The following is a 21,351-nucleotide window of genomic DNA, read 5'->3' as shown; positions in this document are numbered from 1 at the left end:
AGCGTATCGCTCAGGCATGGGTGATCAGTGACGCTCGGTCCGGCCGATCGAGATGCGGGACGCTGTTGAACCCACATAAACGCATTGACCGTGCATTGAATACGCAATGTATCAGTGCTGTATTACGGGTTTGCAGGTTTAACTCGATCATGGTTTCGCAGGGGGCCTGCAGCAACTGGCGCATCACCATCGCTATTGCGCCGCCGGAGCTCACTGCGAGCACGCGCTTGCCAACGCAACGCGCCATCAGATCCTCGCGCAAGCGCTGCACCCGGGCTTCAAAACAGGACCAGGTTTCCGGCAGTTCGCCCGCCAGTTCGTCCCGCGACCAGAGAAGAATGCCCTTGCGCAGCTGCTTGAAAAAATCCGCTATCGCCGGCTTCTCGGGCAGCTTTTCGTCCGGGAATTGCGCACAGTAGGCCGCGCGAATGGAATGGAAGTCGAATTCGTTAAGCTCTTCGAATACTTCGAAGGCCGTGTCAGACAAACCCAACCCCTGGCAGATCCCTTCGGCCGTTTCGCGGTGGCGCACCATGTTGCCGGTGAGAATGTGATCGAACTGCATATCACGTTCACGAAAATACTCACCCAGCAGTCGGGCCTGCTCGTGGCCGGTCTCGGAAAGCTTGTCGTAGTTGTCGGAACCAAAGGAAGCCTGGCCATGGCGTACAAAATACACTTCGGACATATCCGTCCCGCTCTATAAAAAGGCAAAAGAAAACCCGGCAACCGAAATATCCTCTCGGTCAAACCGGGTCCGGTCTGGCAGTCAACCCCAGTTCAGCGATGCCCGCTCAGAAAGGGATATCATCGTCAAAGCTGTCATAGTCCGGTGCAGGCTGCTGCGGAGCCTGTTGTGGGCGCTGTTGCTGCTGCGGAGCAGATTGCTGCGGCTGCTGCTGGGGCGCCTGACGCTGGGGCTGTTGCCGCGGTGCCATGCCCTGTTCGCCGCCCTGCGGACGACCGTCGAGCAACTGCATCTGGCCGCCGATATCCACCACAATCTCGGTGGTGTAGCGCTTGACGCCGTCCTTTTCCCATTCGCGGGTTTGCAGGCGCCCTTCGATGTACATCTTCGAGCCCTTGCGCACGTATTCCCCAACGACTTCAGCCAGGCGACCAAAGAACACCACGCGGTGCCATTCGGTCCGCTCCTGTTGCTGTCCGGTCTGCTTGTCCTTCCAACTGTCACTGGTCGCGAGAGTCACGTTGGCGACCGCATTGCCATTAGGCAGATAGCGCACATCCGGATCGCCGCCTACGTTACCAATCAGAATTACCTTATTGACGCCTCTGGCCATCTCACTAATCTCCTGTGTGCTGCCTGATTCAGGCCGGACTCAACACGCGGTCCAGCTGCTCACGATTCAGCACTTGAATGTCTACTTTGATGTATACAGCGGCTTCTTCCGCCACGATAACCGCCTCAGCCACCCCCGGTACGGCAAGTATTCGCCGGAGCAGATCCTCATCCCTGACTAGCTCGAGGGGCAACGGCAGACGGTAGCTGATTACATAGGCTGGTTGACGCATCTTAACACCAATCAGCAGCCATGAAAGGGCAAGCACGGCGCAGCAGACGAATACCCCGCCAAGGCCATAACCCCCGTATACCGCGCCGCCGAGCACGCCGCCCAGGGCCGCCCCAATGAACTGACTGGTTGAGTAGATGCCCATCGCAGTGCCTTTCGCGCCAGCCGGGGCAAGCTTGCTGAGCAAGGACGGGAGAGTGGCTTCCAGCAAATTGAAGCCGACGAAATACAGCACAATTGCTGCAACCAGCCAGCCAAGCGACGACATGCTCGCCCACAGCATCGGCTGTACGAGCGCTAGCAACAGGATCGCCGCCAACACGACCTGCTTGACCCGGCGGCGACGCTCAGCGTAGATAATGCAGGGCACCATGGCGGCGAATGAAATGACCAGCGCTGCGAGGTACACCCACCAATGCTGCTCGCTGGGCAAGCCGGCCTGCTCGCTCAGCGCCAGCGGGATCGCTACGAAACTCGCCATCAGAATCGCATGCAGCACCGCGATGCCATAGTTGAGCCGCCATAATTCAATATTGCGCAAAGCAGGCAATACTGCGGAACGAACGATGCCTGCATCGCGGTGGCGTGCGACGTGATGAGCAGGAGTGGGCACCACCCATAGCACCAGGAGCATGCCAGCAACTGCCAGCAGACTGGTCACATAAAACACGCCCTGCAAGCCGGCCATGCTGGCGATCAGCGGGCCGGCGACCATCGCCAGGCCGAAGGATACCCCAATGCTCATGCCGATCATTGCCATGGCTTTGGTGCGATGTTGATCACGGGTCAGGTCAGCCACCAGCGCCATGACTGCCGCAGCAATGGCGCCCGAACCCTGCAATATGCGGCCGGCGATCACCCCTTGAATACTCTCAGCCTGCCCCGCCACCAATCCGCCAAGTGTGAACAACACAAGCCCGCCAACGATGACCGGCTTGCGACCGATACGGTCGGATAACATGCCAAAGGGGATCTGCAGGAAGGCCTGGGTAAAGCCGTAGGCACCAATTGCCACCCCTATAAGCAGAGGTGTAGCGCCGTCGAGTGCCTGCCCGTAAATCGCGAGAACCGGCAGCACCATAAACAGTCCGAGCATACGGAAGGCGAACACCGCTGCCAGTGATGCGGCGGCACGGCGCTCGGCGGGCATCATGCTATCGGCCTGGTTCAATGGAAACTCCTGCCTGAACAAAAGGTGCGCATTTTAGCATGCTTGCAGGCAGCTTTTGCGAGCGCGACTCACGGGCGCTTCAGATCGATGCGCCATGATCCGAGCGCATCCGTTTTTGGCGCGTATGCCATGAGCAACGTATACTAATCAGCTTTGCTGGCCTTGGGTGGATGTACAGTGGATACCATCGTTATTCGTGGGGCCCGTACCCACAACCTGAAGAACATTGACCTCGACCTGCCCCGTGACAAGCTCATCGTCATCACCGGCCTGTCCGGTTCCGGGAAATCCTCTCTGGCGTTCGATACGCTCTATGCCGAGGGCCAACGTCGTTACGTTGAGTCACTTTCTGCCTATGCCCGGCAATTTCTGTCGATCATGGAAAAGCCCGACGTCGACCATATCGAAGGCTTGTCACCGGCGATTTCCATTGAACAGAAATCAACGTCGCACAACCCGCGTTCGACCGTCGGCACCATTACCGAGATCTACGACTACCTGCGGCTGTTGTTTGCACGGGTAGGCATCCCACTTTGCCCGGATCATGGCGAACCACTCGCCGCCCAGACCATCAGCCAGATGGTCGATCAGGTGCTGGCGTATCCCGAGGGAAGCAAGCTCATGCTGCTCGCGCCGGTCATGCGTGATCGCAAGGGCGAGCATCTGGCGCTGATTGACGAGCTGCGCGCCCAGGGTTTCGTTCGCGCACGGATCAATGGCCGCATCCATGACCTGGACGAAGCGCCAGTGCTGGAGAAAAACCGCAAACACACCATTGAGGTCGTAGTGGATCGGTTCAAGGTCCGCGAAGACCTGCAATTGCGTCTGGCAGAGTCCTTCGAGACCGCCCTCAAGCTGGCCGACGGTGTTGCGATAGTTGCTCCCATGGAGGGCGAAGACGGCGATGAAGTGACCTTCAGTGCCCGCTTTGCCTGCCCGATTTGCGGTCATTCGATCAGCGAGCTGGAACCGCGCCTGTTCTCGTTCAACAATCCAGCCGGCGCCTGTAGTACCTGTGATGGACTGGGGGTAAAGCAATTCTTCGATGCACGGCGGCTGGTCAATGGCGAGCTGACGCTGGCCGAAGGCGCCATACGCGGCTGGGACCGGCGCAACGTTTACTATTTCCAGATGCTCAGCTCGCTGGCCGGGCATTACGGCATTGACCTTGATACAGCTTTTGATGACCTGTCAGACAAACACCGCAAGCTTGTGCTGAACGGCACCGGCAGCGAAAAGGTGCCCTTCCGTTATCTGAATGACCGTGGCGACATCGTCAAGCGTGAGCATCCATTTGAGGGCATTCTGCCCAATCTGGAGCGCCGCTACAGGGAAACCGAATCGCAGACCGTGCGCGAGGATCTGGCCAAGTTTCTCAGCACCCAGCCCTGTCAGGATTGCCATGGCACGCGTTTGCGCCGCGAAGCGCGGCATGTGTTCATTGACGATCGCAACCTCCCGGGTATCACCACCATGCCGGTGGGGGCTGCGGCAGAATATTTCATGCAGCTGCATCTGCCCGGCAACCGCGGCGAAATTGCCGAGAAAATTCTCAAGGAGATCCGCGCGCGGCTGATGTTTCTGGTCAATGTCGGGCTGGATTACCTGAGCCTGGACCGTAGCGCCGATACCCTGTCGGGCGGCGAAGCTCAGCGTATCCGTCTGGCCAGCCAGATTGGCGCTGGCCTGGTGGGCGTCATGTACATTCTCGATGAGCCCTCAATCGGCTTGCACCAGCGCGATAACGAACGACTACTGGGCACGCTTATTCACCTGCGCGATCTGGGGAATACTGTCATCGTTGTTGAGCATGACGAGGATGCTATTCGCATGGCCGACTATGTGCTGGATATCGGCCCGGGCGCTGGTGTGCACGGCGGCCAGATAGTGGCGCAGGGCACGCCTGCTCAGGTGATGGAACACCCCGACTCCCTGACAGGCAAATACCTGTCCGGACGCGTCAAGATACCGGTACCAGCCGAACGGCATCCGCCGCGCAAGGATGAATGGCTGCGCCTGAAGGGTGCCTGTGGCAACAACCTGCAGAACGTCAATCTGGAAATCCCGATCGGCCTGATGACCTGCGTGACAGGCGTTTCCGGCTCAGGCAAATCAACACTGATCAACAACACGCTATATCCGATCAGTGCCACCGCACTCAATGGCGCCACCACCCTTGAGGCATCCCCCTACGACAGCTTCGATGGCCTGCAGCACCTGGACAAGGTGGTCGATATCGACCAGAGCCCAATCGGCCGTACGCCGCGCTCCAATCCGGCCACCTATACCGGGCTGTTCACGCCGATACGGGATCTGTTTGCCGGCACCCAGGAGGCACGTTCGAGGGGCTATAAAGCCGGGCGTTTTTCCTTCAACGTCAAGGGTGGACGCTGCGAGGCGTGCCAGGGTGATGGCCTGATCAAGGTGGAAATGCACTTTCTACCGGACATCTACGTGCCCTGCGATGTCTGCAAGAGCAAGCGCTACAATCGCGAGACGCTGGAGATCAAGTACAAGGGCAGGAATATCCACGAAGTGCTGGAAATGACGATCGAGGAAGCCCGCGAGTTCTTCGATGCCGTGCCGTCGCTGGCGCGCAAGCTACAGACGCTGATGGATGTAGGCCTGTCTTACATTCGTCTGGGTCAGTCGGCGGTGACGCTGTCGGGTGGCGAAGCGCAGCGGGTAAAGCTGGCTCGGGAACTGTCCAAACGTGATACCGGTAAGACGCTGTATATCCTCGACGAGCCGACCACCGGACTGCATTTCGCTGATATTCAACAGCTGCTGGATGTGCTGCATCGTCTGCGTGATCACGGCAATACCATTGTGGTGATCGAGCACAACCTGGATGTGATCAAGACAGCCGATTGGCTAGTGGATCTCGGTCCTGAAGGCGGGTCTAAAGGGGGGCAGATCATCGCGACCGGCACGCCGGAGGATATCGCCAAGGCCAAACAGTCCCATACCGGGCATTTCCTTGGTCCTTTGCTGGAGCGTGATAGCTGATTTCTGCACCAGGGAATCGGGACAGCGCCGAGAGACGCTGTCCCGTTATCCGCTCATAGGGCCAACAGTAAAAGTTGACCACCGTCTGGCGTCCAGTAACCACGATTATGGGCTGTGATATCCCACCGCATAACCCCTTTCACTGCCTGCAGACGGCGCACAAAAAAGCCTGAAGCTGAACGCTGCAGGCTTCTACGGACCGAGCTCCCCTGTTAGCCGAGAACTTCCGTCAACGGGATTCCCAGCGCACCGGCCATGCCCTGACCGTAGGCCGGATCAGCCTGGATACAATGACGTATGTGGCGGATCATGATGTGCCTATCAGCTCCGCCCATCGCCCGGGCAGTGTTCTGGAACAGACGCTGCTGCTCTTCCGATGACATCAAACGGAACAGGTTGCCTGCCTGGGTGAAATAGTCGTCATCATCAGCACGGTAGTCATAGCGCGCTGCAGCGCCTTCGAGAGCCAGAGGGGGCTCGCTGAAATCAGGTTGTTCCTGCCATTCCTGATGGCTGTTCGGCTCATAGGAAACGCGGCCGCCCTGGTTACCGTCCACCCGCATGGCGCCGTCGCGGTGATAGCTATGGAACGGGCAGCGCGGCGCGTTGACCGGAATCTGGTGATGGTTTACCCCCAGGCGATACCGCTGAGCATCCCCATAGGAGAATAACCGGCCTTGCAGCATCCGGTCTGGCGAGAAGCTGATCCCTGGAACCACATTGGCCGGTGTAAACGCAGCCTGCTCGACGTCCTGAAAGTAGTTTTCCGGGTTGCGGTTGAGCTCGAAATAGCCCACCTCGATCAGCGGATAATCGCCCTTCGGCCAGACCTTGGTCAGATCGAACGGATGGTAAGGCACCTTCGCCGCGTCCATCTCGGGCATGATCTGCACGAACATAGTCCAGCGCGGAAAATCCTTGCGCTCAATGGCTTCGTACAGGTCACGCTGGGAGCTTTCACGGTCACCGGCGACAAGCGCCGCCGCCTCTTCGTCCGTCAGGTTCTTGATGCCCTGCTGGGTCTTGAAGTGAAACTTGACCCAGTAACGCTCGTTATCGGCGCTGATGAAGCTATAGGTATGCGAGCCAAAACCGTGCATGTGCCGATAAGAAGCCGGGATGCCGCGGTCACCCATAACGTAGGTCACCTGATGCAAGGCTTCGGGCAAACTGGTCCAGAAATCCCAGTTGTTGTTGGCGCTGCGCATGTTGGTGCGCGGATCACGCTTGATGGCGTGGTTCAGATCAGGAAATTTCAGGGGATCGCGGAAAAAGAATACAGGCGTGTTGTTGCCCACCAGGTCCCAGTTACCTTGCTCGGTATAGAACTTCATGGAGAAACCACGAATATCCCGCTCTGCATCAGCAGCCCCGCGCTCACCGGCGACCGTAGAGAAACGCACGAACATGGAGGTTTTCTTGCCTACGGTAGAAAATATCCTGGCCTTGGTATAACGGGTAATGTCGTGGGTGACCACAAAGTCGCCGAAGGCGCCGGAACCTTTTGCGTGCATGCGGCGCTCAGGTATGACCTCGCGATCAAAATGGGCAAGCTTCTCCAGAAACCAGACGTCCTGCAGCAGCATGGGACCGCGCGGCCCGGCTGTCATCGAGTTCTGGTTTTCGGCAACCGGGGCACCGGCTACGGTGGTGAGTTTAGGTTTATCTGTCATGGGGAAGCTCCTTAGGTTGTCAGCATTCGGTGCATCCAGTGCGGTGTTCTGCCTTTCTGCGTAGGTGCGATGATAGGTAAACAAGCGCAGCGACCCCAATGACATAAATCAAGGCATGTAATAGAAAAAATTTAGGCAAAAAAAAGCCGGATCCAAGGATCCGGCTTTTCTCTTGCGCTTTACGTCTTACTCGTCGGCAGCTGCACTCAGCTCCGGACGATCAACCAGCTCCACATAGGCCATGGGAGCCGCATCACCAGTGCGGAAGCCGCACTTGAGAATACGGACATAGCCACCGGGACGCTCGGCATAACGCTTGCCCAGATCGTTGAACAATTTACCAACCGCTTCCTTGCTACGGGTACGATCAAATGCCAGACGACGGTTGGCTACGGTGTCTTCCTTAGCCAGGGTGATCAGCGGCTCAGCTACACGGCGCAATTCTTTGGCCTTGGGCAGAGTCGTTTTGATCAATTCGTTTTCGAACAGCGACACCGCCATGTTTTGAAACATGGCCTTACGGTGTGAGCTGGTCCGATTCAGGTGACGACCACTTTTACGATGACGCATCTCTCAATTCCTCGGTGTCGAGACGATCAGGCCGAAACCTTGTCGTCCTTCTTCAAGCTTGCAGGCGGCCAGTTGTCCAGACGCATACCCAGTGACAGACCACGTGAAGCCAGGACATCCTTGATCTCGGTCAGGGATTTCTTGCCCAGGTTCGGGGTCTTCAGCAATTCCACTTCGGTACGCTGGATCAGATCGCCGATATAGTAAATATTTTCCGCTTTCAGGCAGTTGGCCGAACGTACAGTCAACTCCAGATCATCAACCGGGCGCAGCAGGATCGGATCGATCTCGTCTTCCTGATGCTCAATCACAGGTTCGTGATCGCCTTTCAGGTCAACGAAAGCGGCCAGCTGCTGCTGAAGAATGGTAGCAGCGCGGCGAATAGCTTCTTCGGGATCCAGGGTACCGTTGGTTTCCAGGTCGATGACCAGTTTGTCCAGGTTGGTACGCTGTTCTACACGAGCGCTTTCCACTACATAGGCCACACGGCGAACCGGGGTATAGGTAGCGTCAAGCTGCAAGCGGCCGATCGAGCGGCTCTCATCGTCTTCAGACTGGCGAGCATCGGAGGGCTCATAGCCCCGACCGCGTGCCACAGTCAACTTCATGTTCAGGACACCATTGTCAGACATGTTGGCAATGACGTGATCCGGGTTAACGATCTCGACGTCATGGTCCAGCTGAATGTCTGCGCCGGTGACCGGCCCCTGCCCTTTCTTGGAAAGAGTCAGGGTAACGTGATCACGGCCGTGCATCTTGATCGCCAACCCTTTCAGGTTAAGCAGGATCTCGATGACATCTTCCTGTACGCCTTCGATGGCGCTGTATTCATGCAAAACGCCGTCGATTTCCGCCTCTACCACGGCACAACCGGGCATGGAGGAGAGCAGGATGCGACGCAGCGCATTGCCCAGGGTATGGCCGAAACCACGCTCAAGCGGCTCAAGGGTAATCTTGGCACGCGTAGGCGAGCTTTCCTGTACGTCGATATGACGTGGTGTTAGAAACTCGGTAACCGAACTCTGCATGGGGGCACCTTTTGCTTACTGACGCTTACTTGGAGTAAAGCTCGACGATCAAACTTTCGTTGATGTCGGCGTACAGGTCACTCCGTGCAGGCAGGGCCTTGAAGACACCTTCCTTCTTGGCTGCATCAACTTCCAGCCATTCGGACTGACCACGCTGTGCAGCAAGCTCCAGAGAACCGCTGATACGCAGTTGGTTCTTGGCCTTTTCGCGAACAGCAACCACGTCGCCCGGAGAAACCAGGAACGAAGCAACATTCACAGTCTTGCCGTTAACGCTGATCGCTTTGTGCGAAACCAGCTGACGCGCTTCGGCACGCGTTGAGCCGAAGCCCATGCGATAAACAACGTTATCCAGACGACGTTCGAGCAACTGCAGCAGGTTTTCGCCGGTCGCACCCTTCAAACGGGCAGCTTCCTTATAGTAATTAGCGAACTGACGCTCCAGAATGCCGTACATACGACGGACTTTCTGCTTTTCACGCAACTGAGTGCCGTACTCGGACAAACGACCACGACGCTGGCCGTGGACGCCCGGAGGGCTTTCCAGCTTGCACTTGGAGTCAAGGGCGCGAACACCGCTCTTGAGAAAAAGATCGGTGCCTTCGCGACGAGACAGTTTACATTTGGGACCAATATATCTAGCCATTTCCGTCTCCTGGTTACACGCGGCGCTTTTTAGGCGGACGACAGCCGTTATGTGGGATGGGGGTGACATCGGTGATGCCGCTGATCTTGTAGCCACAAGAGTTCAGAGCACGAACAGCCGATTCACGACCCGGGCCTGGGCCCTTCACATTAACGTCGAGGTTTTTCAGACCGTATTCCAGAGCAGCCTGACCAGCACGCTCCGCTGCAACCTGGGCAGCAAAGGGGGTGCTTTTACGCGAACCACGGAAACCGGAACCACCAGAAGTCGCCCAGCTCAGAGCGTTGCCCTGACGGTCGGTGATGGTGATGATGGTGTTATTGAAAGACGCGTGGATGTGGGCAATCCCATCGACCACCGTCTTTTTGACTTTCTTACGAACACGAGCAGCAGGCTTAGCCATATCTGTATATTCCTTCGCGATTACTTACGGATCGGCTTGCGTGGGCCCTTACGGGTACGCGCATTGGTCTTGGTGCGCTGACCGCGGACCGGAAGGCCCCGACGGTGACGCAGACCGCGATAGCAGCCCAGATCCATGAGACGCTTGACGTTCATGTTGATCGCACGACGCAGGTCACCTTCAGTGTTGCTCTTGCCCACTTCGGTGCGCAGCAGATCAACCTGCTCCTCGCTGAGATCCTTGATTTTTGCATCCGGCGCAATACCGGTTGCGGCACAGATCTGTTGTGCCTTGGTTTGACCAATACCAAAGATATAGGTCAAAGAGATAACAGTATGCTTGTTATCCGGGATGTTGACGCCTGCAATACGGGCCATCCAAATTTACTCCGTCTGACAGCTACTCTGACTCAACCCAAAACGAACACGAGCTGTGTGTGAAAAAGGGTGCAGTAGGGTAGCGCTAACAAAAATAAAAATCAACCGCCCAGCCAGTTATCTGGCCGGGCGGCGGTTATCCTGAGACGTAGTCATCAATCAACGGGAAGGATTATTAACCTTGACGTTGCTTGTGACGGGGCTCAGCACTGCAAATAACCCGCACGCTACCATTGCGACGGACCAATTTGCAGTTACGGCAAAGCTTCTTGACTGATGCTGCAACTTTCATAACCGACTCCTAGAACCTTCAGATTCTCAGCGCAGCATTCCGCTGCCGTAGCCTTTCAGGTTCGATTTCTTCATAAGAGACTCGTACTGCTGAGAAACGAGGTGCGATTGTACTTGGGACATGAAGTCCATCACAACAACAACTACGATCAACAGTGACGTCCCGCCCAGGTAGAAGGGAACATTAGCCGATACCACCAGGAATTGCGGCAACAAACACACCGCAGTCATGTACATGGCACCAAACATGGTCAGTCGAGTCATCACCCCGTCAATATAACGAGCTGATTGCTCACCCGGACGAATACCCGGGATAAACGCGCCTGACTTCTTCAGGTTTTCAGCCACATCCTTGGGATTGAACATCAGCGCTGTGTAGAAGAAGCAGAAGAAAATGATCCCTGCGCTAAACAGAATAATGTTCAAAGGCTGCCCTGGGGCAATTGCCTGCGACAAGCCCTGCAGCCAACCCATGCCCTCGCCCTGGCCGAACCAGGTACCCAGAGATGCCGGGAACAGCAAGATACTGCTGGCAAAGATCGCTGGAATCACACCGGCCATATTCACCTTGAGGGGCAAATGACTGGTCTGGGCAGCGAATACCTTGCGACCCTGCTGACGCTTGGCATAGTTGACCGTAATCCGACGCTGACCGCGTTCGACGAATACCACGAAGGCAATCATCGCTACTGCCAGCAAAGCGATCGCGATCAGCGCGAAAATATTGATATCGCCCTGACGTGCCGCCTCGAAAGATTGGCCGATAGCGCTTGGCAATCCGGCAACAATACCGGCAAAGATCAGCATGGAGATACCGTTGCCGATACCCCGTTCGGTGATCTGCTCGCCCAGCCACATCATGAACATGGCACCCGCTACGAAGGTTGTCACCGCTACAAAGTAGAAGCTGAACCCAGTATCAAATGTCACGCCCTGTCCGGCCAGACCAACGGACATGCCGATCGCCTGGATAAATGCCAGTACCAGAGTCAGATAGCGGGTGTACTGGCTTATCTTGCGACGCCCGGATTCACCCTCTTTCTTCAACTGTTCCAGCGACGGACTAACCGCCGTCATCAGCTGCATGATAATCGATGCAGAAATGTACGGCATGATGCCCAGAGCGAAGATACTCATCCGCTCCAGAGCACCACCCGAGAACATGTTGAACAGGCTAAGTATGGTTCCCTCGTTCTGCCTGAACAGGTCAGCCAGTCGATCAGGATTGATACCGGGCACGGGTATGTGTGCCCCGATGCGGTATACGATGATCGCCAGGAACAGGAAGCGCAAGCGCCCCCACAGTTCCGTCAGGCCGCCTTGCTTCATTCCAGAGAGAGCGCCTTGCTTAGCCATTTAGTCCTCGATCTTGCCGCCAGCTGCTTCGATCGCTGCACGCGCACCTTTGGTGGCCATCAGCCCTTTGATGTTGACCGCTTTGGTCACATCACCGGAGAGAACGACCTTGGCACGTACGAATTTGTTGCCGATGATGTTGGCATCTTTCAAAGCCTGCAGGTCAACCACATCAACGTCCAGCTTGTTCAGCTCACTGGTACGGATTTCAGCGGTGACCATTGCAATCTTGGAAGTAAAACCAAACTTCGGCAAACGGCGATGCAGCGGCTGCTGACCGCCCTCGAAACCCGGAGCGACGGTGCCGCCCGAACGCGAGCTCAAACCTTTGTGGCCGCGGCCGGCAGTCTTGCCCAGGCCGCTGCCGATACCACGGCCGACGCGCAGCTTTTCACGGCGTGCACCCGGCGCGGAACGCAGATCATTCAGTTTCATGTCTTAACCCTCAACCCGAACCATGTAGGCGATCTGATTGATCATCCCACGCACAGACGGGGTATCTTCGACCTCGACGGTGTGATTGATACGGCGCAGACCCAGACCTTTAACGCAGGCCTTGTGGTTCGGCAGACGACCAATCGCACTCTTGTACAGGGTCACTTTGATTTTTGCATTAGCCATTACAGGTTACCCCACGATGTCTTCAACGGTCTTGCCGCGCTTGGCCGCTACAGACTCGGGAGACTGCATTGACTTCAGACCCTTGTAGGTGGCCTGGACGACGTTAACCGGGTTAGTGGAACCGTAACACTTGGCCAGGACGTTATGCACACCAGCAGCTTCGAGGACGGCACGCATCGCGCCACCGGCGATAACGCCGGTACCTTCGGAAGCAGGCTGCATGAACACCTTGGAGGCGCCATGGGCAGCACGGACCGGATACTGCAAAGTCGAACCATTCAGATCCACCTGGATCATGTTACGACGTGCGGCTTCCATGGCCTTCTGAATCGCAGCTGGCACTTCACGTGCCTTGCCGCGACCGAAACCCACTCGACCATTACCATCGCCAACCACCGTCAATGCGGTGAAAGCGAAGATACGGCCACCTTTTACTACTTTGGCGACGCGATTAACCTGAACCAGTTTCTCGATATAACCTTCGTCGCGCTTCTGCTCGAAATTAGCCATAGCTCTACCCTTAGAATTCCAGCCCGCCTTCACGAGCGGCGTCGGCCAGCGCTTTCACGCGGCCATGATACTTGAAGCCGGAACGGTCGAAGGAGACCTGACTAATCCCAGCGGCCTTGGCGCGCTCGGCTACCAGGAGCCCGACTTTCTTGGCGGCTTCGACGTTGCCAGTACCGCTGCTGCGCAGGCTGGCATCCAGAGTGGATGCGCTGGCCAATACCTTCCCACCGTCGGCTGAGATCACTTGCGCGTACATGTGCTGCGAAGAACGGTACACGCACAGACGTACGGCTTCCAGCTCGCGCTGCTTGAGACGCGAACGGCGAGCGCGACGGAGACGGATAACTTTTTTATCGCTCATTTGCTATGCCCTACTTCTTCTTGGCTTCTTTACGACGCACGACCTCATCGGAGTAGCGTACACCCTTGCCTTTATAAGGCTCGGGACGACGGAAATCACGGATCTCCGCGGCTACCTGACCGACCAGTTGCTTGTCGATACCTTTAATGATGATGTCAGTCTGGCTCGGGGTTTCCGCAGAAACACCTTCAGGCAGCTGATAGTCGATCGGGTGGGAAAAGCCCAGCGCCAGGGACAGAGTCTGACCCTTGGCCTGCGCCTTGTAACCCACGCCCACCAGCTGCAGCTTACGCTCGAAACCTTGGGTGACACCGGTAACCATGTTTTGTACCAGCGCACGAGTCGTGCCGGCCATGGCCATGTTTGGGCTGCCAGGACGTGCGGTGAACTTCAGTACGCCGTCTTCCTGAACAACTTCTACTGTCGAGTGGAGGTTCAGATCCAGAGAGCCTTTGGCACCCTTGACTGAAAGTTCCTGACCGTTCAGCTTTATTTCTACGCCCTGCGGTAATTTGACAGGGTCTTTAGCGACGCGAGACATCGTAACCCCCTATCAGAATACGGTGCAAAGAACTTCGCCGCCGATACCGGCTGCGCGAGCGGCACGATCAGTCATAACACCTTTATTGGTGGAGACGATCGAAACACCCAGTCCACCCTTGACCTTGGGAATCTGGTCAACGGACTTGTACTGCCGCAGGCCTGGACGGCTGATGCGCTTGAGATCTTCTATAACCGGCTTGCCTTCGAAGTACTTGAGGTCGATCGACAGCACAGGCTTTGCATCGCCCTGAACTTCGTAACCGGCTACATAGCCTTCTTCTTTAAGTACTTTGGCGACAGCCACCTTCAGCTTTGCCGCAGGCATGCTGACACTGGACTTTTCAGCCATCTGGGCATTACGGATGCGGGTCAGCATATCTGCTAACGGGTCCTGCATACTCATGGGCTTTCTGCTCCTGAAACTGAGTAATTGAGGTCTGGATTACCAGCTGGCTTTAACCAGACCGGGTACATCACCGCGCATCGCAGCTTCACGCAACTTGATGCGCGAGAGGCCGAACTTGCGATATACGCCGTGTGGACGGCCAGTCATGCGGCAGCGGTTACGCTGGCGGACAGGGCTCGCATCACGCGGCAGTTTTTGCAATGCCATCTGAGCATTCCAACGGTCTTCAACAGACGCGTTGATGTTGCCGATGATGGCTTTGAGCTCAGCACGCTTAACAGCGTACTTGGCAACCGTACGAGTGCGCTTCAACTCGCGGTTCTTCATACTGACTTTTGCCATTACCTGACTCCTAGTTACGGAACGGGAAGTTGAACGCACGCAGCAGCGCACGACCTTCGTCGTCCGTCCGTGCAGTGGTTGTCAAAGTAATGTCCAGACCACGCAGGGCATCGATCTTGTCGTAATCGATTTCCGGGAAGATGATCTGCTCTTTGACACCCATGCTGTAATTACCGCGACCGTCGAACGACTTGATGTTCAGGCCACGGAAATCGCGCACGCGGGGCAGAGAAATAGCCAACAGACGATCCAGAAATTCGTACATCTGCTCACGGCGCAAGGTTACCTTGACACCGATCGGCCAGCCGTCACGAATCTTGAAACCGGCGATAGACTTGCGAGCATAGGTCACGATGCCTTTACGGCCAGTGATCTTCTCGAGGTCAGCCATTGCGTTTTCGATGACTTTCTTGTCACCAACTGCCTCGCCAAGGCCCATGTTCAGGGTGATCTTGGTGAGCTTCGGAACTTCCATCACATTCTGCAGGCCCAGGTCTTCCTTGAGCTTGGGAACGAGAGTAGTCCGGTAGTGTTCTTTCAATCTTGCCATGGTAAGCACCTAGATTCTCAAGCGTCGACGGACTTTTGCGTCGACTTGAAAATACGAACCTTCTTACCGTCTTCGACCTTGAAGCCGACACGGTCGGCCTTGCTGGTCTCGGCGTTGAAGATTGCCACGTTGGAGACGTGGATGGGCGCCTCCTTCTCAACGATACCGCCTTGCGAACCAGCCATGGGATTTGGCTTGGTGTGCCGCTTGATAATGTTGACGCCGGAAATCAGCAGGCGAGAGTCAGCCAGGACCTTGAGGACCTTGCCGCGCTTGCCTTTGTCTTTACCGGCGATGACGATTACGTCGTCGTCACGTTTGATCTTTTGCATGACCGGGCTCCTTACAGCACTTCGGGCGCGAGGGAAACGATCTTCATGAACTGCTCGTTACGCAATTCACGCGTCACTGGCCCAAAGATGCGGGTACCGATCGGCTCATTCTTGTTGTTGAGCAGAACGGCTGCGTTGCCATCAAAACGGATCAACGAACCGTCTGTACGGCGTACACCGTGACGGGTACGCACGATGACCGCATTGAGCACCTGGCCTTTCTTTACTTTGCCGCGGGGAATCGCTTCCTTCACGGTCACTTTGATGATATCGCCAATGCCAGCGTAGCGGCGGTGAGAACCGCCCAGAACCTTGATACACATAACGCGACGTGCACCACTGTTGTCAGCCACATCCAGCATGGATTGAGTCTGAATCATAACTTTCTCCGACCCTTGAAAATTCCGCCAAGAAGCGCGGGCTTAAACTTGCGCCGCGCGCTCGTCGACCTGTACCAGGGTCCAGTTCTTGGTTTTAGCCAAGGGACGGGTTTCCCGAATAGTTACCAGATCACCGATGCGGCATTCGTTGTTCTCGTCATGTGCGTGCAGCTTGGTAGAGCGGCGCACGTACTTACCGTACAGCGGATGCTTTACCTGGCGCTCGATGAGCACAGTGACGGTCTTTTCCATCTTGTTGCTGACCACACGGCCAGTAACGGTACGAACTGTATTGGTCTCGGCCATGATCACTTACCACCTTTCTGGTTGAGCACGGTCTTGACTCGAGCGATGTCACGCTTGGCCTGCTTCAGCAGGTGGCTCTGACCGAGTTGACCGGTTGCCTTCTGCATGCGCAGATTGAACTGGTCACGCAGCAGGGTGAGCAGCTGCTCGTTGAGCTGCTCGGCAGATTTTTCACGAAGTTCTGTCGCTTTCATTACATCACCGTCCGCTTAACAAAGGTGGTAGCGAGAGGCAGCTTGGCAGCGGCAAGAGTAAATGCCTCGCGCGCCAGCTCTTCGGAAACACCTTCAATCTCATACAGGACCTTGCCAGGCTTGATCTGGGCTACCCAGTACTCGACGTTACCCTTACCTTTACCCATCCGCACTTCCAAAGGCTTCTTGGAAATCGGCTTATCCGGGAAGACACGGATCCAGATTTTACCGCCACGCTTAACGTGACGAGTCAGGGCGCGACGGGCGGCTTCGATCTGACGGGCAGTCAGACGACCGCGGCCGACGGCCTTGAGTCCAAATTCGCCAAAGCTCACTTTACTGCCGCGATGCGCCAGGCCACGGTTGTGGCCGGTCATTTGCTTGCGGAACTTCGTACGCTTGGGTTGTAACATGTGCGTACCCCTTACTTAGCAGCTTTTTTCTTGGTCGCGACGGTTTTGATTTCTTCGGGCTGACCACCAATGATCTCGCCTTTGAAAATCCAAACCTTCACACCGATCACACCGTATGTGGTGTGGGCTTCATACGTTGCGTAGTCGATGTCGGCACGCAGCGTGTGCAACGGCACACGGCCTTCACGGTACCATTCGCTCCGGGCGATTTCGGCACCGCCGAGGCGGCCACCAACCTGGATCTTGATACCCTTGGCACCAATACGCATCGCGTTCTGTACGGCGCGCTTCATGGCACGCCGGAACATCACGCGGCGCTCCAACTGCTGAGCAACGCTCTGTGCTACCAGGGCAGCGTCGAGCTCCGGCTTGCGGATCTCTTCGATGTTGATATGCACCGGCACACCCATCTGCTGTGTCAGTTCCTGACGCAGCTTCTCGACATCCTCGCCCTTCTTGCCAATCACGATGCCTGGACGGGCAGTGTGAATGGTGATCTTGGCGGTTTGAGCCGGACGCTGAATCTCAACGCGACTGACCGAAGCGCTTTTCAGCTTCTTCTGAACGTACTCGCGTACCTTCAGATCAGTGTTCAGATAGTCCGCGTAAGTGCGGCCATCTGCATACCACACCGAAGTGTGCTGTTTAACAATACCCAGGCGAATGCCCGTCGGATGTACTTTCTGACCCATGATCGACTCCTACTTGTCAGCAACCTTGACCGTGATGTGGCAAGACCGCTTTACGATGCGATCAGCACGGCCTTTGGCGCGTGGCATGATGCGCTTCAGAGAGCGACCTTCGTTTACAAACACGGTGGAGACCTTCAGGTCATCCACGTCCGCGCCATCGTTGTGCTCTGCGTTGGCAATTGCCGACTCGAGCACTTTCTTGATGACTTCAGCGGCCTTTTTGTTGCTGAAAGCCAGCAGATTCAGGGCCTCTTCAACTTTCTTCCCGCGGATCTGGTCAGCGACCAAGCGCGCTTTCTGGGCAGAGAGTCGGGCGCCTTTATGACTAGCGGCTACTTCCATCTTCTAACCCCTTAGCGCTTGGCTTTCTTGTCTGCAGCGTGACCGCGATAGGTACGCGTAGCAGAGAATTCGCCTAACTTGTGACCGACCATGTCTTCGGAAATAATTACCGGTACATGTTGACGACCGTTATGTACTGCGATGGTCAAACCAACCATCTGCGGCAGAATCATCGAACGGCGCGACCAGGTTTTGACCGGCTTACGCTCGTTCTTCTCAACTGCAACTTCGATCTTCTTTAACAGGTGAAGATCGATAAAAGGTCCTTTCTTCAGAGAACGCGGCACTGTCGTTTCCCCTCTAATTACTTGCTGCGACGACGGACAATCATCTTGTCAGTCCGCTTGTTTGACCGAGTCTTGGCACCCTTGGTCGGGAAGCCCCATGGCGACACCGGGTGACGACCACCGGATGTGCGGCCTTCACCACCACCGTGCGGGTGATCAACCGGGTTCATGGCAACACCACGAACGGTCGGACGAACACCGCGCCAGCGCTTGGCACCAGCCTTACCCAGGGAGCGCAGACTGTGCTCACCATTGGACACTTCGCCCATAGTGGCACGGCACTCGCCAAGCACCTTGCGCATCTCGCCGGAACGCAGACGCACAGTTACATATGCGCCTTCACGCGCAACCAGTTGAACGGAAGCACCAGCACTGCGAGCTACCTGAGCGCCTTTACCCGGCTTCAGTTCGATCGCGTGGATAGTGCTACCCACTGGGATGTTGCGCAGCGGCAGCGTATTACCCGGCTTGATCGGCGCCTCGGCACCCGATACCAGCTGATCACCGGCAGTCACGCCCTTGGGGGCGATGATGTAGCGGCGCTCGCCGTCGGCGTACTTGAGCAGAGCAATATGAGCGGTACGGTTTGGATCATATTCGATACGCTCAACGACAGCAGGAATGCCATCCTTGTTGCGACGAAAATCAACCATACGGTAGTGCTGCTTGTGACCGCCCCCACGATGACGCGTGGTGATACGGCCATTATTGTTACGACCACCTGACTTGCCTTGCTTCTCTAGCAAAGGCGCATACGGAGCACCTTTGTGCAGGTCAGCGTTCACGACCTTGACAACGAAGCGGCGGCCAGCGGAAGTAGGTTTACATTTTACAATTGCCATGATGTACCCCTTAACTTATTCAGCGCTGGCAAAATCGATGTCTTGACCGGGCTGCAGGCTTACATATGCCTTTTTCCAGTCATTACGTTTGCCCAGGCCGCGTACGGTTCGCTTGGTCTTGCCTTTGACATTCAAGGTCGAAACGGTCTTGACCTTGACGTTGAACAGCTGCTCAACGGCCTTCTTTATTTCCAGTTTGGTCGCGGTGTTTTCCACCTTGAACACGAACTGGTTTTTGCTGTCAGCCAGCACGGTAGCCTTCTCGGACACATGCGGGCCAAGCAGTACTTTGAAAATGCGCTCTTGGTTCATCCCAGCATCTCCTCGAACTTCTTAACAGCAGGTACGGTGATCAGTACCTTGTCGTAAGCGATCAGGCTGACCGGATCCGAACCTTGAACATCGCGTACATCAACATGCGGCAGGTTGCGCGCAGCGAGGTACAGGTTGGAATCAAGACTGTCAGTAACGATCAGCACGTTCTCCAGGTTCAGATCCTTGAGCTTGCCGACCAATGTCTTGGTCTTCGGAGCGTCAACGGAAAAGTCTTCAACCACCACCAGGCGCTCAAGACGAACCAGTTCGGACAGAATGGAGCGCAGTGCACCGCGATACATCTTGCGGTTCAACTTCTGCTCGTGGTTCTGCGGACGTGCAGCGAAAGTGGTACCGCCCCCACGCCAGATCGGGCTGCGGATAGTACCAGCACGGGCACGGCCAGTACCTTTCTGGCGGAATGGCTTCTTGCCGCCGCCGGAAACGTCGGAACGTGTCTTCTGCTGCTTGGTACCCTGACGACCACCAGCCATAAAGGCAACTACGGCCTGGTGAACCAGAGTCTCGTTAAATTCTGTGGCAAAGGTCAGATCGGAAACTTCGATCGCGTTTGCGCCAGCTACATTCAAATTCATGGTAACTCCCCCTTAACCCTTGGCCTTGACAGCCGGGCGGACGACTACGTCGCTGCCGGGTGCGCCAGGTACCGCGCCCTTGATGAGCAGCAGGTTACGTTCGGCGTCAACGCGTACGATTTCCAGGGTCTGCACGGTCACTTGTTCAGCGCCCATGTGCCCGGCCATCTTCTTGCCCTTGAATACACGGCCCGGAGTTTGGCATTGGCCAATGGAACCTGGTACACGGTGGGATACGGAGTTGCCGTGGGTAGCATCTTGGCCGCGGAAGTTCCAGCGCTTGATCGTACCGGCGAAGCCCTTACCTTTGGACTGACCGGTGACATCGACCTTCTGGCCCGCTTCAAAAATGCTGACAGTGATTTCAGCCCCAGCCTGGTATTCGGTATCGCCTTCCAAACGGAATTCGCATACCTGACGCCCTGCTGCGGTGTTTGCCTTGGCAAAATGTCCTGCCATCGGCTTGCTGACGCGCTTGGCGCGACGCTCGCCCACGGTGATCTGAACAGCTTGATAGCCATCCGAATCGAGGGATTTTACCTGGGTGATGCGGTTCGGCTCTACTTCTACAACCGTAACCGGAATGGAAACGCCATCTTCAGTGAAAACGCGGGTCATACCGCATTTCCGGCCGACTAAACCAATAGTCATCTTGTAAACCTCATGAGTGCACGGGGCTATTACCCGCTATGGCCGCCCATTTCAGGGCGTTGCACGACTTATAGCCCCCGTCGTGTGGGGCTATCAGCCGAGGCTGATTTGAACCTCAACGCCAGCTGCCAGATCCAGCTTCATCAGCGCATCGACAGTTTTGTCGGTAGGCTGAACGATATCCAGAACCCTTTTATGGGTGCGGATCTCGTACTGATCACGGGCATCTTTATTGACGTGCGGGGAAACCAGCACTGTAAAACGCTCTTTGCGCGTCGGCAAAGGTATCGGACCACGGACCTGAGCCCCAGTACGTTTCGCGGTATCCACGATTTCCTGGGTTGACTGATCTATCAGGCGGTGGTCAAAAGCCTTCAACCGAATACGAATCTGTTGGTTCTGCATTTGACCAGAAACTCCAAGCTTCAATTCTTCAGAGCACACCTCAATACCGCAGGTAGGCCCATCCAAGGGAGGCGCAATTCTACTGATGCACCTACCCAGTGTCAACCAAAATACAAAAGCCCCCGTTGAACGGGGGCTTTTGTTTATGGCATCAGATTATCAGGCGATAATCTTGGCAACCACACCGGCACCAACGGTACGTCCGCC

Annotated in this window: 33 protein-coding genes; 1 reads left to right on the top strand and 32 read right to left on the bottom strand. The window is 56.2% G+C overall.

From position 1 onward, the window contains the following. Nucleotides 1–10 precede the first annotated feature (10 nt). The 3 genes from FZE95_RS18705 to FZE95_RS18695 all read right to left on the bottom strand — a co-directional run bounded on the left by FZE95_RS18705 (nt 11) and on the right by FZE95_RS18695 (nt 2,685). Entirely contained in the window at nt 11–688 is a 678-nt protein-coding gene (locus FZE95_RS18705; protein ID WP_150302338.1) for a histidine phosphatase family protein, read from the bottom strand. A 106-nt stretch (nt 689–794) separates the two neighbouring features. After that, on the bottom strand, nt 795–1,301 hold the full coding sequence (ssb, locus tag FZE95_RS18700; protein WP_150302337.1) for a single-stranded DNA-binding protein: 507 nt from the start codon (nt 1,299–1,301) through the stop codon (nt 795–797). Nucleotides 1,302–1,329: 28 nt separating this feature from the next. Then, entirely contained in the window at nt 1,330–2,685 is a 1,356-nt protein-coding gene (locus FZE95_RS18695) for an MFS transporter (RefSeq protein ID WP_150302346.1), read from the bottom strand. A 195-nt stretch (nt 2,686–2,880) separates the two neighbouring features. On the opposite strand from FZE95_RS18695, the gene uvrA reads away from it, so the two are divergent. Beyond that, nucleotides 2,881–5,712 carry an excinuclease ABC subunit UvrA gene (uvrA, locus tag FZE95_RS18690; RefSeq protein WP_150302336.1) on the top strand — a complete coding sequence of 944 codons (2,832 nt, stop codon included), beginning with the start codon at nt 2,881–2,883 and terminating at the stop codon, nt 5,710–5,712. Between the two features lie 212 nt (nt 5,713–5,924). On the opposite strand, the gene FZE95_RS18685 is transcribed toward uvrA, so the two are convergent. The 29 genes from FZE95_RS18685 to rpsJ form a co-directional block, all read right to left on the bottom strand. Further along, the gene (locus FZE95_RS18685) at nt 5,925–7,385 is read right to left on the bottom strand and encodes a catalase (protein ID WP_150302335.1); all 1,461 of its coding nucleotides are present in this window, start codon (nt 7,383–7,385) and stop codon (nt 5,925–5,927) included. Nucleotides 7,386–7,571: 186 nt separating this feature from the next. Beyond that, nucleotides 7,572–7,955 carry a 50S ribosomal protein L17 gene (gene rplQ, locus FZE95_RS18680; RefSeq protein ID WP_150302334.1) on the bottom strand — a complete coding sequence of 128 codons (384 nt, stop codon included), beginning with the start codon at nt 7,953–7,955 and terminating at the stop codon, nt 7,572–7,574. 26 nt (nt 7,956–7,981) lie between these two features. Continuing rightward, nucleotides 7,982–8,983: a DNA-directed RNA polymerase subunit alpha gene (locus FZE95_RS18675; protein ID WP_150302333.1), complete on the bottom strand. Its 1,002-nt coding sequence runs from the start codon at nt 8,981–8,983 to the stop codon at nt 7,982–7,984. Nucleotides 8,984–9,008: 25 nt separating this feature from the next. Further along, nucleotides 9,009–9,629 (bottom strand): 30S ribosomal protein S4, encoded by a 621-nt coding sequence (rpsD, locus tag FZE95_RS18670; RefSeq protein ID WP_150302332.1) that lies wholly within the window; start codon nt 9,627–9,629, stop codon nt 9,009–9,011. Nucleotides 9,630–9,642: 13 nt separating this feature from the next. Next, nucleotides 9,643–10,032 (bottom strand): 30S ribosomal protein S11, encoded by a 390-nt coding sequence (rpsK, locus tag FZE95_RS18665; protein ID WP_022962893.1) that lies wholly within the window; start codon nt 10,030–10,032, stop codon nt 9,643–9,645. Between the two features lie 20 nt (nt 10,033–10,052). Then, entirely contained in the window at nt 10,053–10,409 is a 357-nt protein-coding gene (gene rpsM / locus FZE95_RS18660) for a 30S ribosomal protein S13 (RefSeq protein ID WP_150302331.1), read from the bottom strand. A gap of 175 nt (nt 10,410–10,584) precedes the next feature. Continuing rightward, a complete protein-coding gene (gene rpmJ / locus FZE95_RS18655) occupies nt 10,585–10,701 on the bottom strand; it encodes a 50S ribosomal protein L36 (protein WP_084672050.1) in 117 nt (38 codons plus the stop codon). 26 nt (nt 10,702–10,727) lie between these two features. Further along, the gene (gene secY / locus FZE95_RS18650) at nt 10,728–12,056 is read right to left on the bottom strand and encodes a preprotein translocase subunit SecY (RefSeq protein WP_150302330.1); all 1,329 of its coding nucleotides are present in this window, start codon (nt 12,054–12,056) and stop codon (nt 10,728–10,730) included. Then, the gene (rplO, locus tag FZE95_RS18645) at nt 12,057–12,491 is read right to left on the bottom strand and encodes a 50S ribosomal protein L15 (protein ID WP_150302329.1); all 435 of its coding nucleotides are present in this window, start codon (nt 12,489–12,491) and stop codon (nt 12,057–12,059) included. Nucleotides 12,492–12,494: 3 nt separating this feature from the next. Further along, nucleotides 12,495–12,677, bottom strand: coding sequence for a 50S ribosomal protein L30 (gene rpmD, locus FZE95_RS18640; protein WP_150302328.1), 183 nt, complete (start codon nt 12,675–12,677; stop codon nt 12,495–12,497). Between the two features lie 6 nt (nt 12,678–12,683). Beyond that, the gene (rpsE, locus tag FZE95_RS18635) at nt 12,684–13,187 is read right to left on the bottom strand and encodes a 30S ribosomal protein S5 (RefSeq protein WP_150302327.1); all 504 of its coding nucleotides are present in this window, start codon (nt 13,185–13,187) and stop codon (nt 12,684–12,686) included. Between the two features lie 10 nt (nt 13,188–13,197). Further along, nucleotides 13,198–13,548, bottom strand: a complete 351-nt coding sequence (gene rplR, locus FZE95_RS18630) for a 50S ribosomal protein L18 (protein WP_150302326.1) — start codon at nt 13,546–13,548, stop codon at nt 13,198–13,200. A gap of 10 nt (nt 13,549–13,558) precedes the next feature. Then, nucleotides 13,559–14,089: a 50S ribosomal protein L6 gene (gene rplF / locus FZE95_RS18625; protein WP_150302325.1), complete on the bottom strand. Its 531-nt coding sequence runs from the start codon at nt 14,087–14,089 to the stop codon at nt 13,559–13,561. A 12-nt stretch (nt 14,090–14,101) separates the two neighbouring features. Next, a complete protein-coding gene (gene rpsH / locus FZE95_RS18620; protein ID WP_150302324.1) occupies nt 14,102–14,494 on the bottom strand; it encodes a 30S ribosomal protein S8 in 393 nt (130 codons plus the stop codon). A gap of 39 nt (nt 14,495–14,533) precedes the next feature. Next, entirely contained in the window at nt 14,534–14,839 is a 306-nt protein-coding gene (gene rpsN, locus FZE95_RS18615; protein WP_150302323.1) for a 30S ribosomal protein S14, read from the bottom strand. 10 nt (nt 14,840–14,849) lie between these two features. Then, nucleotides 14,850–15,389, bottom strand: a complete 540-nt coding sequence (gene rplE, locus FZE95_RS18610) for a 50S ribosomal protein L5 (RefSeq protein WP_150302322.1) — start codon at nt 15,387–15,389, stop codon at nt 14,850–14,852. A 17-nt stretch (nt 15,390–15,406) separates the two neighbouring features. After that, the gene (rplX, locus tag FZE95_RS18605) at nt 15,407–15,721 is read right to left on the bottom strand and encodes a 50S ribosomal protein L24 (protein ID WP_150302321.1); all 315 of its coding nucleotides are present in this window, start codon (nt 15,719–15,721) and stop codon (nt 15,407–15,409) included. Between the two features lie 11 nt (nt 15,722–15,732). Next, nucleotides 15,733–16,101, bottom strand: a complete 369-nt coding sequence (gene rplN, locus FZE95_RS18600; protein ID WP_088277353.1) for a 50S ribosomal protein L14 — start codon at nt 16,099–16,101, stop codon at nt 15,733–15,735. A 42-nt stretch (nt 16,102–16,143) separates the two neighbouring features. Continuing rightward, complete coding sequence (rpsQ, locus tag FZE95_RS18595) at nt 16,144–16,407, bottom strand: 30S ribosomal protein S17 (RefSeq protein WP_150302320.1); 264 nt, start codon at nt 16,405–16,407, stop codon at nt 16,144–16,146. Nucleotides 16,408–16,409: 2 nt separating this feature from the next. Further along, complete coding sequence (rpmC, locus tag FZE95_RS18590) at nt 16,410–16,601, bottom strand: 50S ribosomal protein L29 (RefSeq protein WP_150302319.1); 192 nt, start codon at nt 16,599–16,601, stop codon at nt 16,410–16,412. Continuing rightward, nucleotides 16,601–17,014 (bottom strand): 50S ribosomal protein L16, encoded by a 414-nt coding sequence (rplP, locus tag FZE95_RS18585; RefSeq protein WP_150302318.1) that lies wholly within the window; start codon nt 17,012–17,014, stop codon nt 16,601–16,603. Before rplP ends, rpmC begins: the two co-directional genes overlap by 1 nt. A gap of 11 nt (nt 17,015–17,025) precedes the next feature. Next, nucleotides 17,026–17,706 (bottom strand): 30S ribosomal protein S3, encoded by a 681-nt coding sequence (gene rpsC / locus FZE95_RS18580; RefSeq protein ID WP_150302317.1) that lies wholly within the window; start codon nt 17,704–17,706, stop codon nt 17,026–17,028. Between the two features lie 9 nt (nt 17,707–17,715). After that, nucleotides 17,716–18,048 (bottom strand): 50S ribosomal protein L22, encoded by a 333-nt coding sequence (rplV, locus tag FZE95_RS18575; RefSeq protein WP_150302316.1) that lies wholly within the window; start codon nt 18,046–18,048, stop codon nt 17,716–17,718. Nucleotides 18,049–18,059: 11 nt separating this feature from the next. Continuing rightward, nucleotides 18,060–18,335 carry a 30S ribosomal protein S19 gene (gene rpsS, locus FZE95_RS18570; RefSeq protein WP_150302315.1) on the bottom strand — a complete coding sequence of 92 codons (276 nt, stop codon included), beginning with the start codon at nt 18,333–18,335 and terminating at the stop codon, nt 18,060–18,062. 17 nt (nt 18,336–18,352) lie between these two features. Further along, a complete protein-coding gene (gene rplB / locus FZE95_RS18565) occupies nt 18,353–19,177 on the bottom strand; it encodes a 50S ribosomal protein L2 (protein WP_150302314.1) in 825 nt (274 codons plus the stop codon). 15 nt (nt 19,178–19,192) lie between these two features. Beyond that, nucleotides 19,193–19,489 carry a 50S ribosomal protein L23 gene (gene rplW, locus FZE95_RS18560; RefSeq protein WP_150302313.1) on the bottom strand — a complete coding sequence of 99 codons (297 nt, stop codon included), beginning with the start codon at nt 19,487–19,489 and terminating at the stop codon, nt 19,193–19,195. Then, a complete protein-coding gene (gene rplD / locus FZE95_RS18555) occupies nt 19,486–20,088 on the bottom strand; it encodes a 50S ribosomal protein L4 (protein WP_150302312.1) in 603 nt (200 codons plus the stop codon). Before rplD ends, rplW begins: the two co-directional genes overlap by 4 nt. A gap of 12 nt (nt 20,089–20,100) precedes the next feature. Further along, a complete protein-coding gene (rplC, locus tag FZE95_RS18550; protein ID WP_150302311.1) occupies nt 20,101–20,739 on the bottom strand; it encodes a 50S ribosomal protein L3 in 639 nt (212 codons plus the stop codon). Between the two features lie 93 nt (nt 20,740–20,832). Further along, nucleotides 20,833–21,144: a 30S ribosomal protein S10 gene (rpsJ, locus tag FZE95_RS18545; RefSeq protein WP_028614853.1), complete on the bottom strand. Its 312-nt coding sequence runs from the start codon at nt 21,142–21,144 to the stop codon at nt 20,833–20,835. Nucleotides 21,145–21,351: the final 207 nt, after the last annotated feature.

The organism is Pseudomonas profundi, assembly GCF_008638305.1.
Lineage (GTDB): Bacteria > Pseudomonadota > Gammaproteobacteria > Pseudomonadales > Pseudomonadaceae > Halopseudomonas > Halopseudomonas profundi.
This window is presented reverse-complemented; position numbering and strand designations above follow the sequence as displayed.

Excerpts from the sequence above, each read along its gene's own strand:
- FZE95_RS18705 (WP_150302338.1), bottom strand. The coding sequence starts at position 688 with ATGTCCGAAGTGTATTTTGTACGCCATGGCCAGGCTTCCTTTGGTTCC.
- ssb (WP_150302337.1), bottom strand. The coding sequence starts at position 1,301 with ATGGCCAGAGGCGTCAATAAGGTAATTCTGATTGGTAACGTAGGCGGC.
- FZE95_RS18695 (WP_150302346.1), bottom strand. The coding sequence starts at position 2,685 with ATGATGCCCGCCGAGCGCCGTGCCGCCGCATCACTGGCAGCGGTGTTC.
- FZE95_RS18685 (WP_150302335.1), bottom strand. The coding sequence starts at position 7,385 with ATGACAGATAAACCTAAACTCACCACCGTAGCCGGTGCCCCGGTTGCC.
- rplQ (WP_150302334.1), bottom strand. The coding sequence starts at position 7,955 with ATGCGTCATCGTAAAAGTGGTCGTCACCTGAATCGGACCAGCTCACAC.
- FZE95_RS18675 (WP_150302333.1), bottom strand. The coding sequence starts at position 8,983 with ATGCAGAGTTCGGTTACCGAGTTTCTAACACCACGTCATATCGACGTA.
- rpsD (WP_150302332.1), bottom strand. The coding sequence starts at position 9,629 with ATGGCTAGATATATTGGTCCCAAATGTAAACTGTCTCGTCGCGAAGGC.
- rpsK (WP_022962893.1), bottom strand. The coding sequence starts at position 10,032 with ATGGCTAAGCCTGCTGCTCGTGTTCGTAAGAAAGTCAAAAAGACGGTG.
- rpsM (WP_150302331.1), bottom strand. The coding sequence starts at position 10,409 with ATGGCCCGTATTGCAGGCGTCAACATCCCGGATAACAAGCATACTGTT.
- rpmJ (WP_084672050.1), bottom strand. The coding sequence starts at position 10,701 with ATGAAAGTTGCAGCATCAGTCAAGAAGCTTTGCCGTAACTGCAAATTG.
- secY (WP_150302330.1), bottom strand. The coding sequence starts at position 12,056 with ATGGCTAAGCAAGGCGCTCTCTCTGGAATGAAGCAAGGCGGCCTGACG.
- rplO (WP_150302329.1), bottom strand. The coding sequence starts at position 12,491 with ATGAAACTGAATGATCTGCGTTCCGCGCCGGGTGCACGCCGTGAAAAG.
- rpmD (WP_150302328.1), bottom strand. The coding sequence starts at position 12,677 with ATGGCTAATGCAAAAATCAAAGTGACCCTGTACAAGAGTGCGATTGGT.
- rpsE (WP_150302327.1), bottom strand. The coding sequence starts at position 13,187 with ATGGCTAATTTCGAGCAGAAGCGCGACGAAGGTTATATCGAGAAACTG.
- rplR (WP_150302326.1), bottom strand. The coding sequence starts at position 13,548 with ATGAGCGATAAAAAAGTTATCCGTCTCCGTCGCGCTCGCCGTTCGCGT.
- rplF (WP_150302325.1), bottom strand. The coding sequence starts at position 14,089 with ATGTCTCGCGTCGCTAAAGACCCTGTCAAATTACCGCAGGGCGTAGAA.
- rpsH (WP_150302324.1), bottom strand. The coding sequence starts at position 14,494 with ATGAGTATGCAGGACCCGTTAGCAGATATGCTGACCCGCATCCGTAAT.
- rpsN (WP_150302323.1), bottom strand. The coding sequence starts at position 14,839 with ATGGCAAAAGTCAGTATGAAGAACCGCGAGTTGAAGCGCACTCGTACG.
- rplE (WP_150302322.1), bottom strand. The coding sequence starts at position 15,389 with ATGGCAAGATTGAAAGAACACTACCGGACTACTCTCGTTCCCAAGCTC.
- rplX (WP_150302321.1), bottom strand. The coding sequence starts at position 15,721 with ATGCAAAAGATCAAACGTGACGACGACGTAATCGTCATCGCCGGTAAA.
- rplN (WP_088277353.1), bottom strand. The coding sequence starts at position 16,101 with ATGATTCAGACTCAATCCATGCTGGATGTGGCTGACAACAGTGGTGCA.
- rpsQ (WP_150302320.1), bottom strand. The coding sequence starts at position 16,407 with ATGGCCGAGACCAATACAGTTCGTACCGTTACTGGCCGTGTGGTCAGC.
- rpmC (WP_150302319.1), bottom strand. The coding sequence starts at position 16,601 with ATGAAAGCGACAGAACTTCGTGAAAAATCTGCCGAGCAGCTCAACGAG.
- rplP (WP_150302318.1), bottom strand. The coding sequence starts at position 17,014 with ATGTTACAACCCAAGCGTACGAAGTTCCGCAAGCAAATGACCGGCCAC.
- rpsC (WP_150302317.1), bottom strand. The coding sequence starts at position 17,706 with ATGGGTCAGAAAGTACATCCGACGGGCATTCGCCTGGGTATTGTTAAA.
- rplV (WP_150302316.1), bottom strand. The coding sequence starts at position 18,048 with ATGGAAGTAGCCGCTAGTCATAAAGGCGCCCGACTCTCTGCCCAGAAA.
- rplB (WP_150302314.1), bottom strand. The coding sequence starts at position 19,177 with ATGGCAATTGTAAAATGTAAACCTACTTCCGCTGGCCGCCGCTTCGTT.
- rplW (WP_150302313.1), bottom strand. The coding sequence starts at position 19,489 with ATGAACCAAGAGCGCATTTTCAAAGTACTGCTTGGCCCGCATGTGTCC.
- rplD (WP_150302312.1), bottom strand. The coding sequence starts at position 20,088 with ATGAATTTGAATGTAGCTGGCGCAAACGCGATCGAAGTTTCCGATCTG.
- rplC (WP_150302311.1), bottom strand. The coding sequence starts at position 20,739 with ATGACTATTGGTTTAGTCGGCCGGAAATGCGGTATGACCCGCGTTTTC.
- rpsJ (WP_028614853.1), bottom strand. The coding sequence starts at position 21,144 with ATGCAGAACCAACAGATTCGTATTCGGTTGAAGGCTTTTGACCACCGC.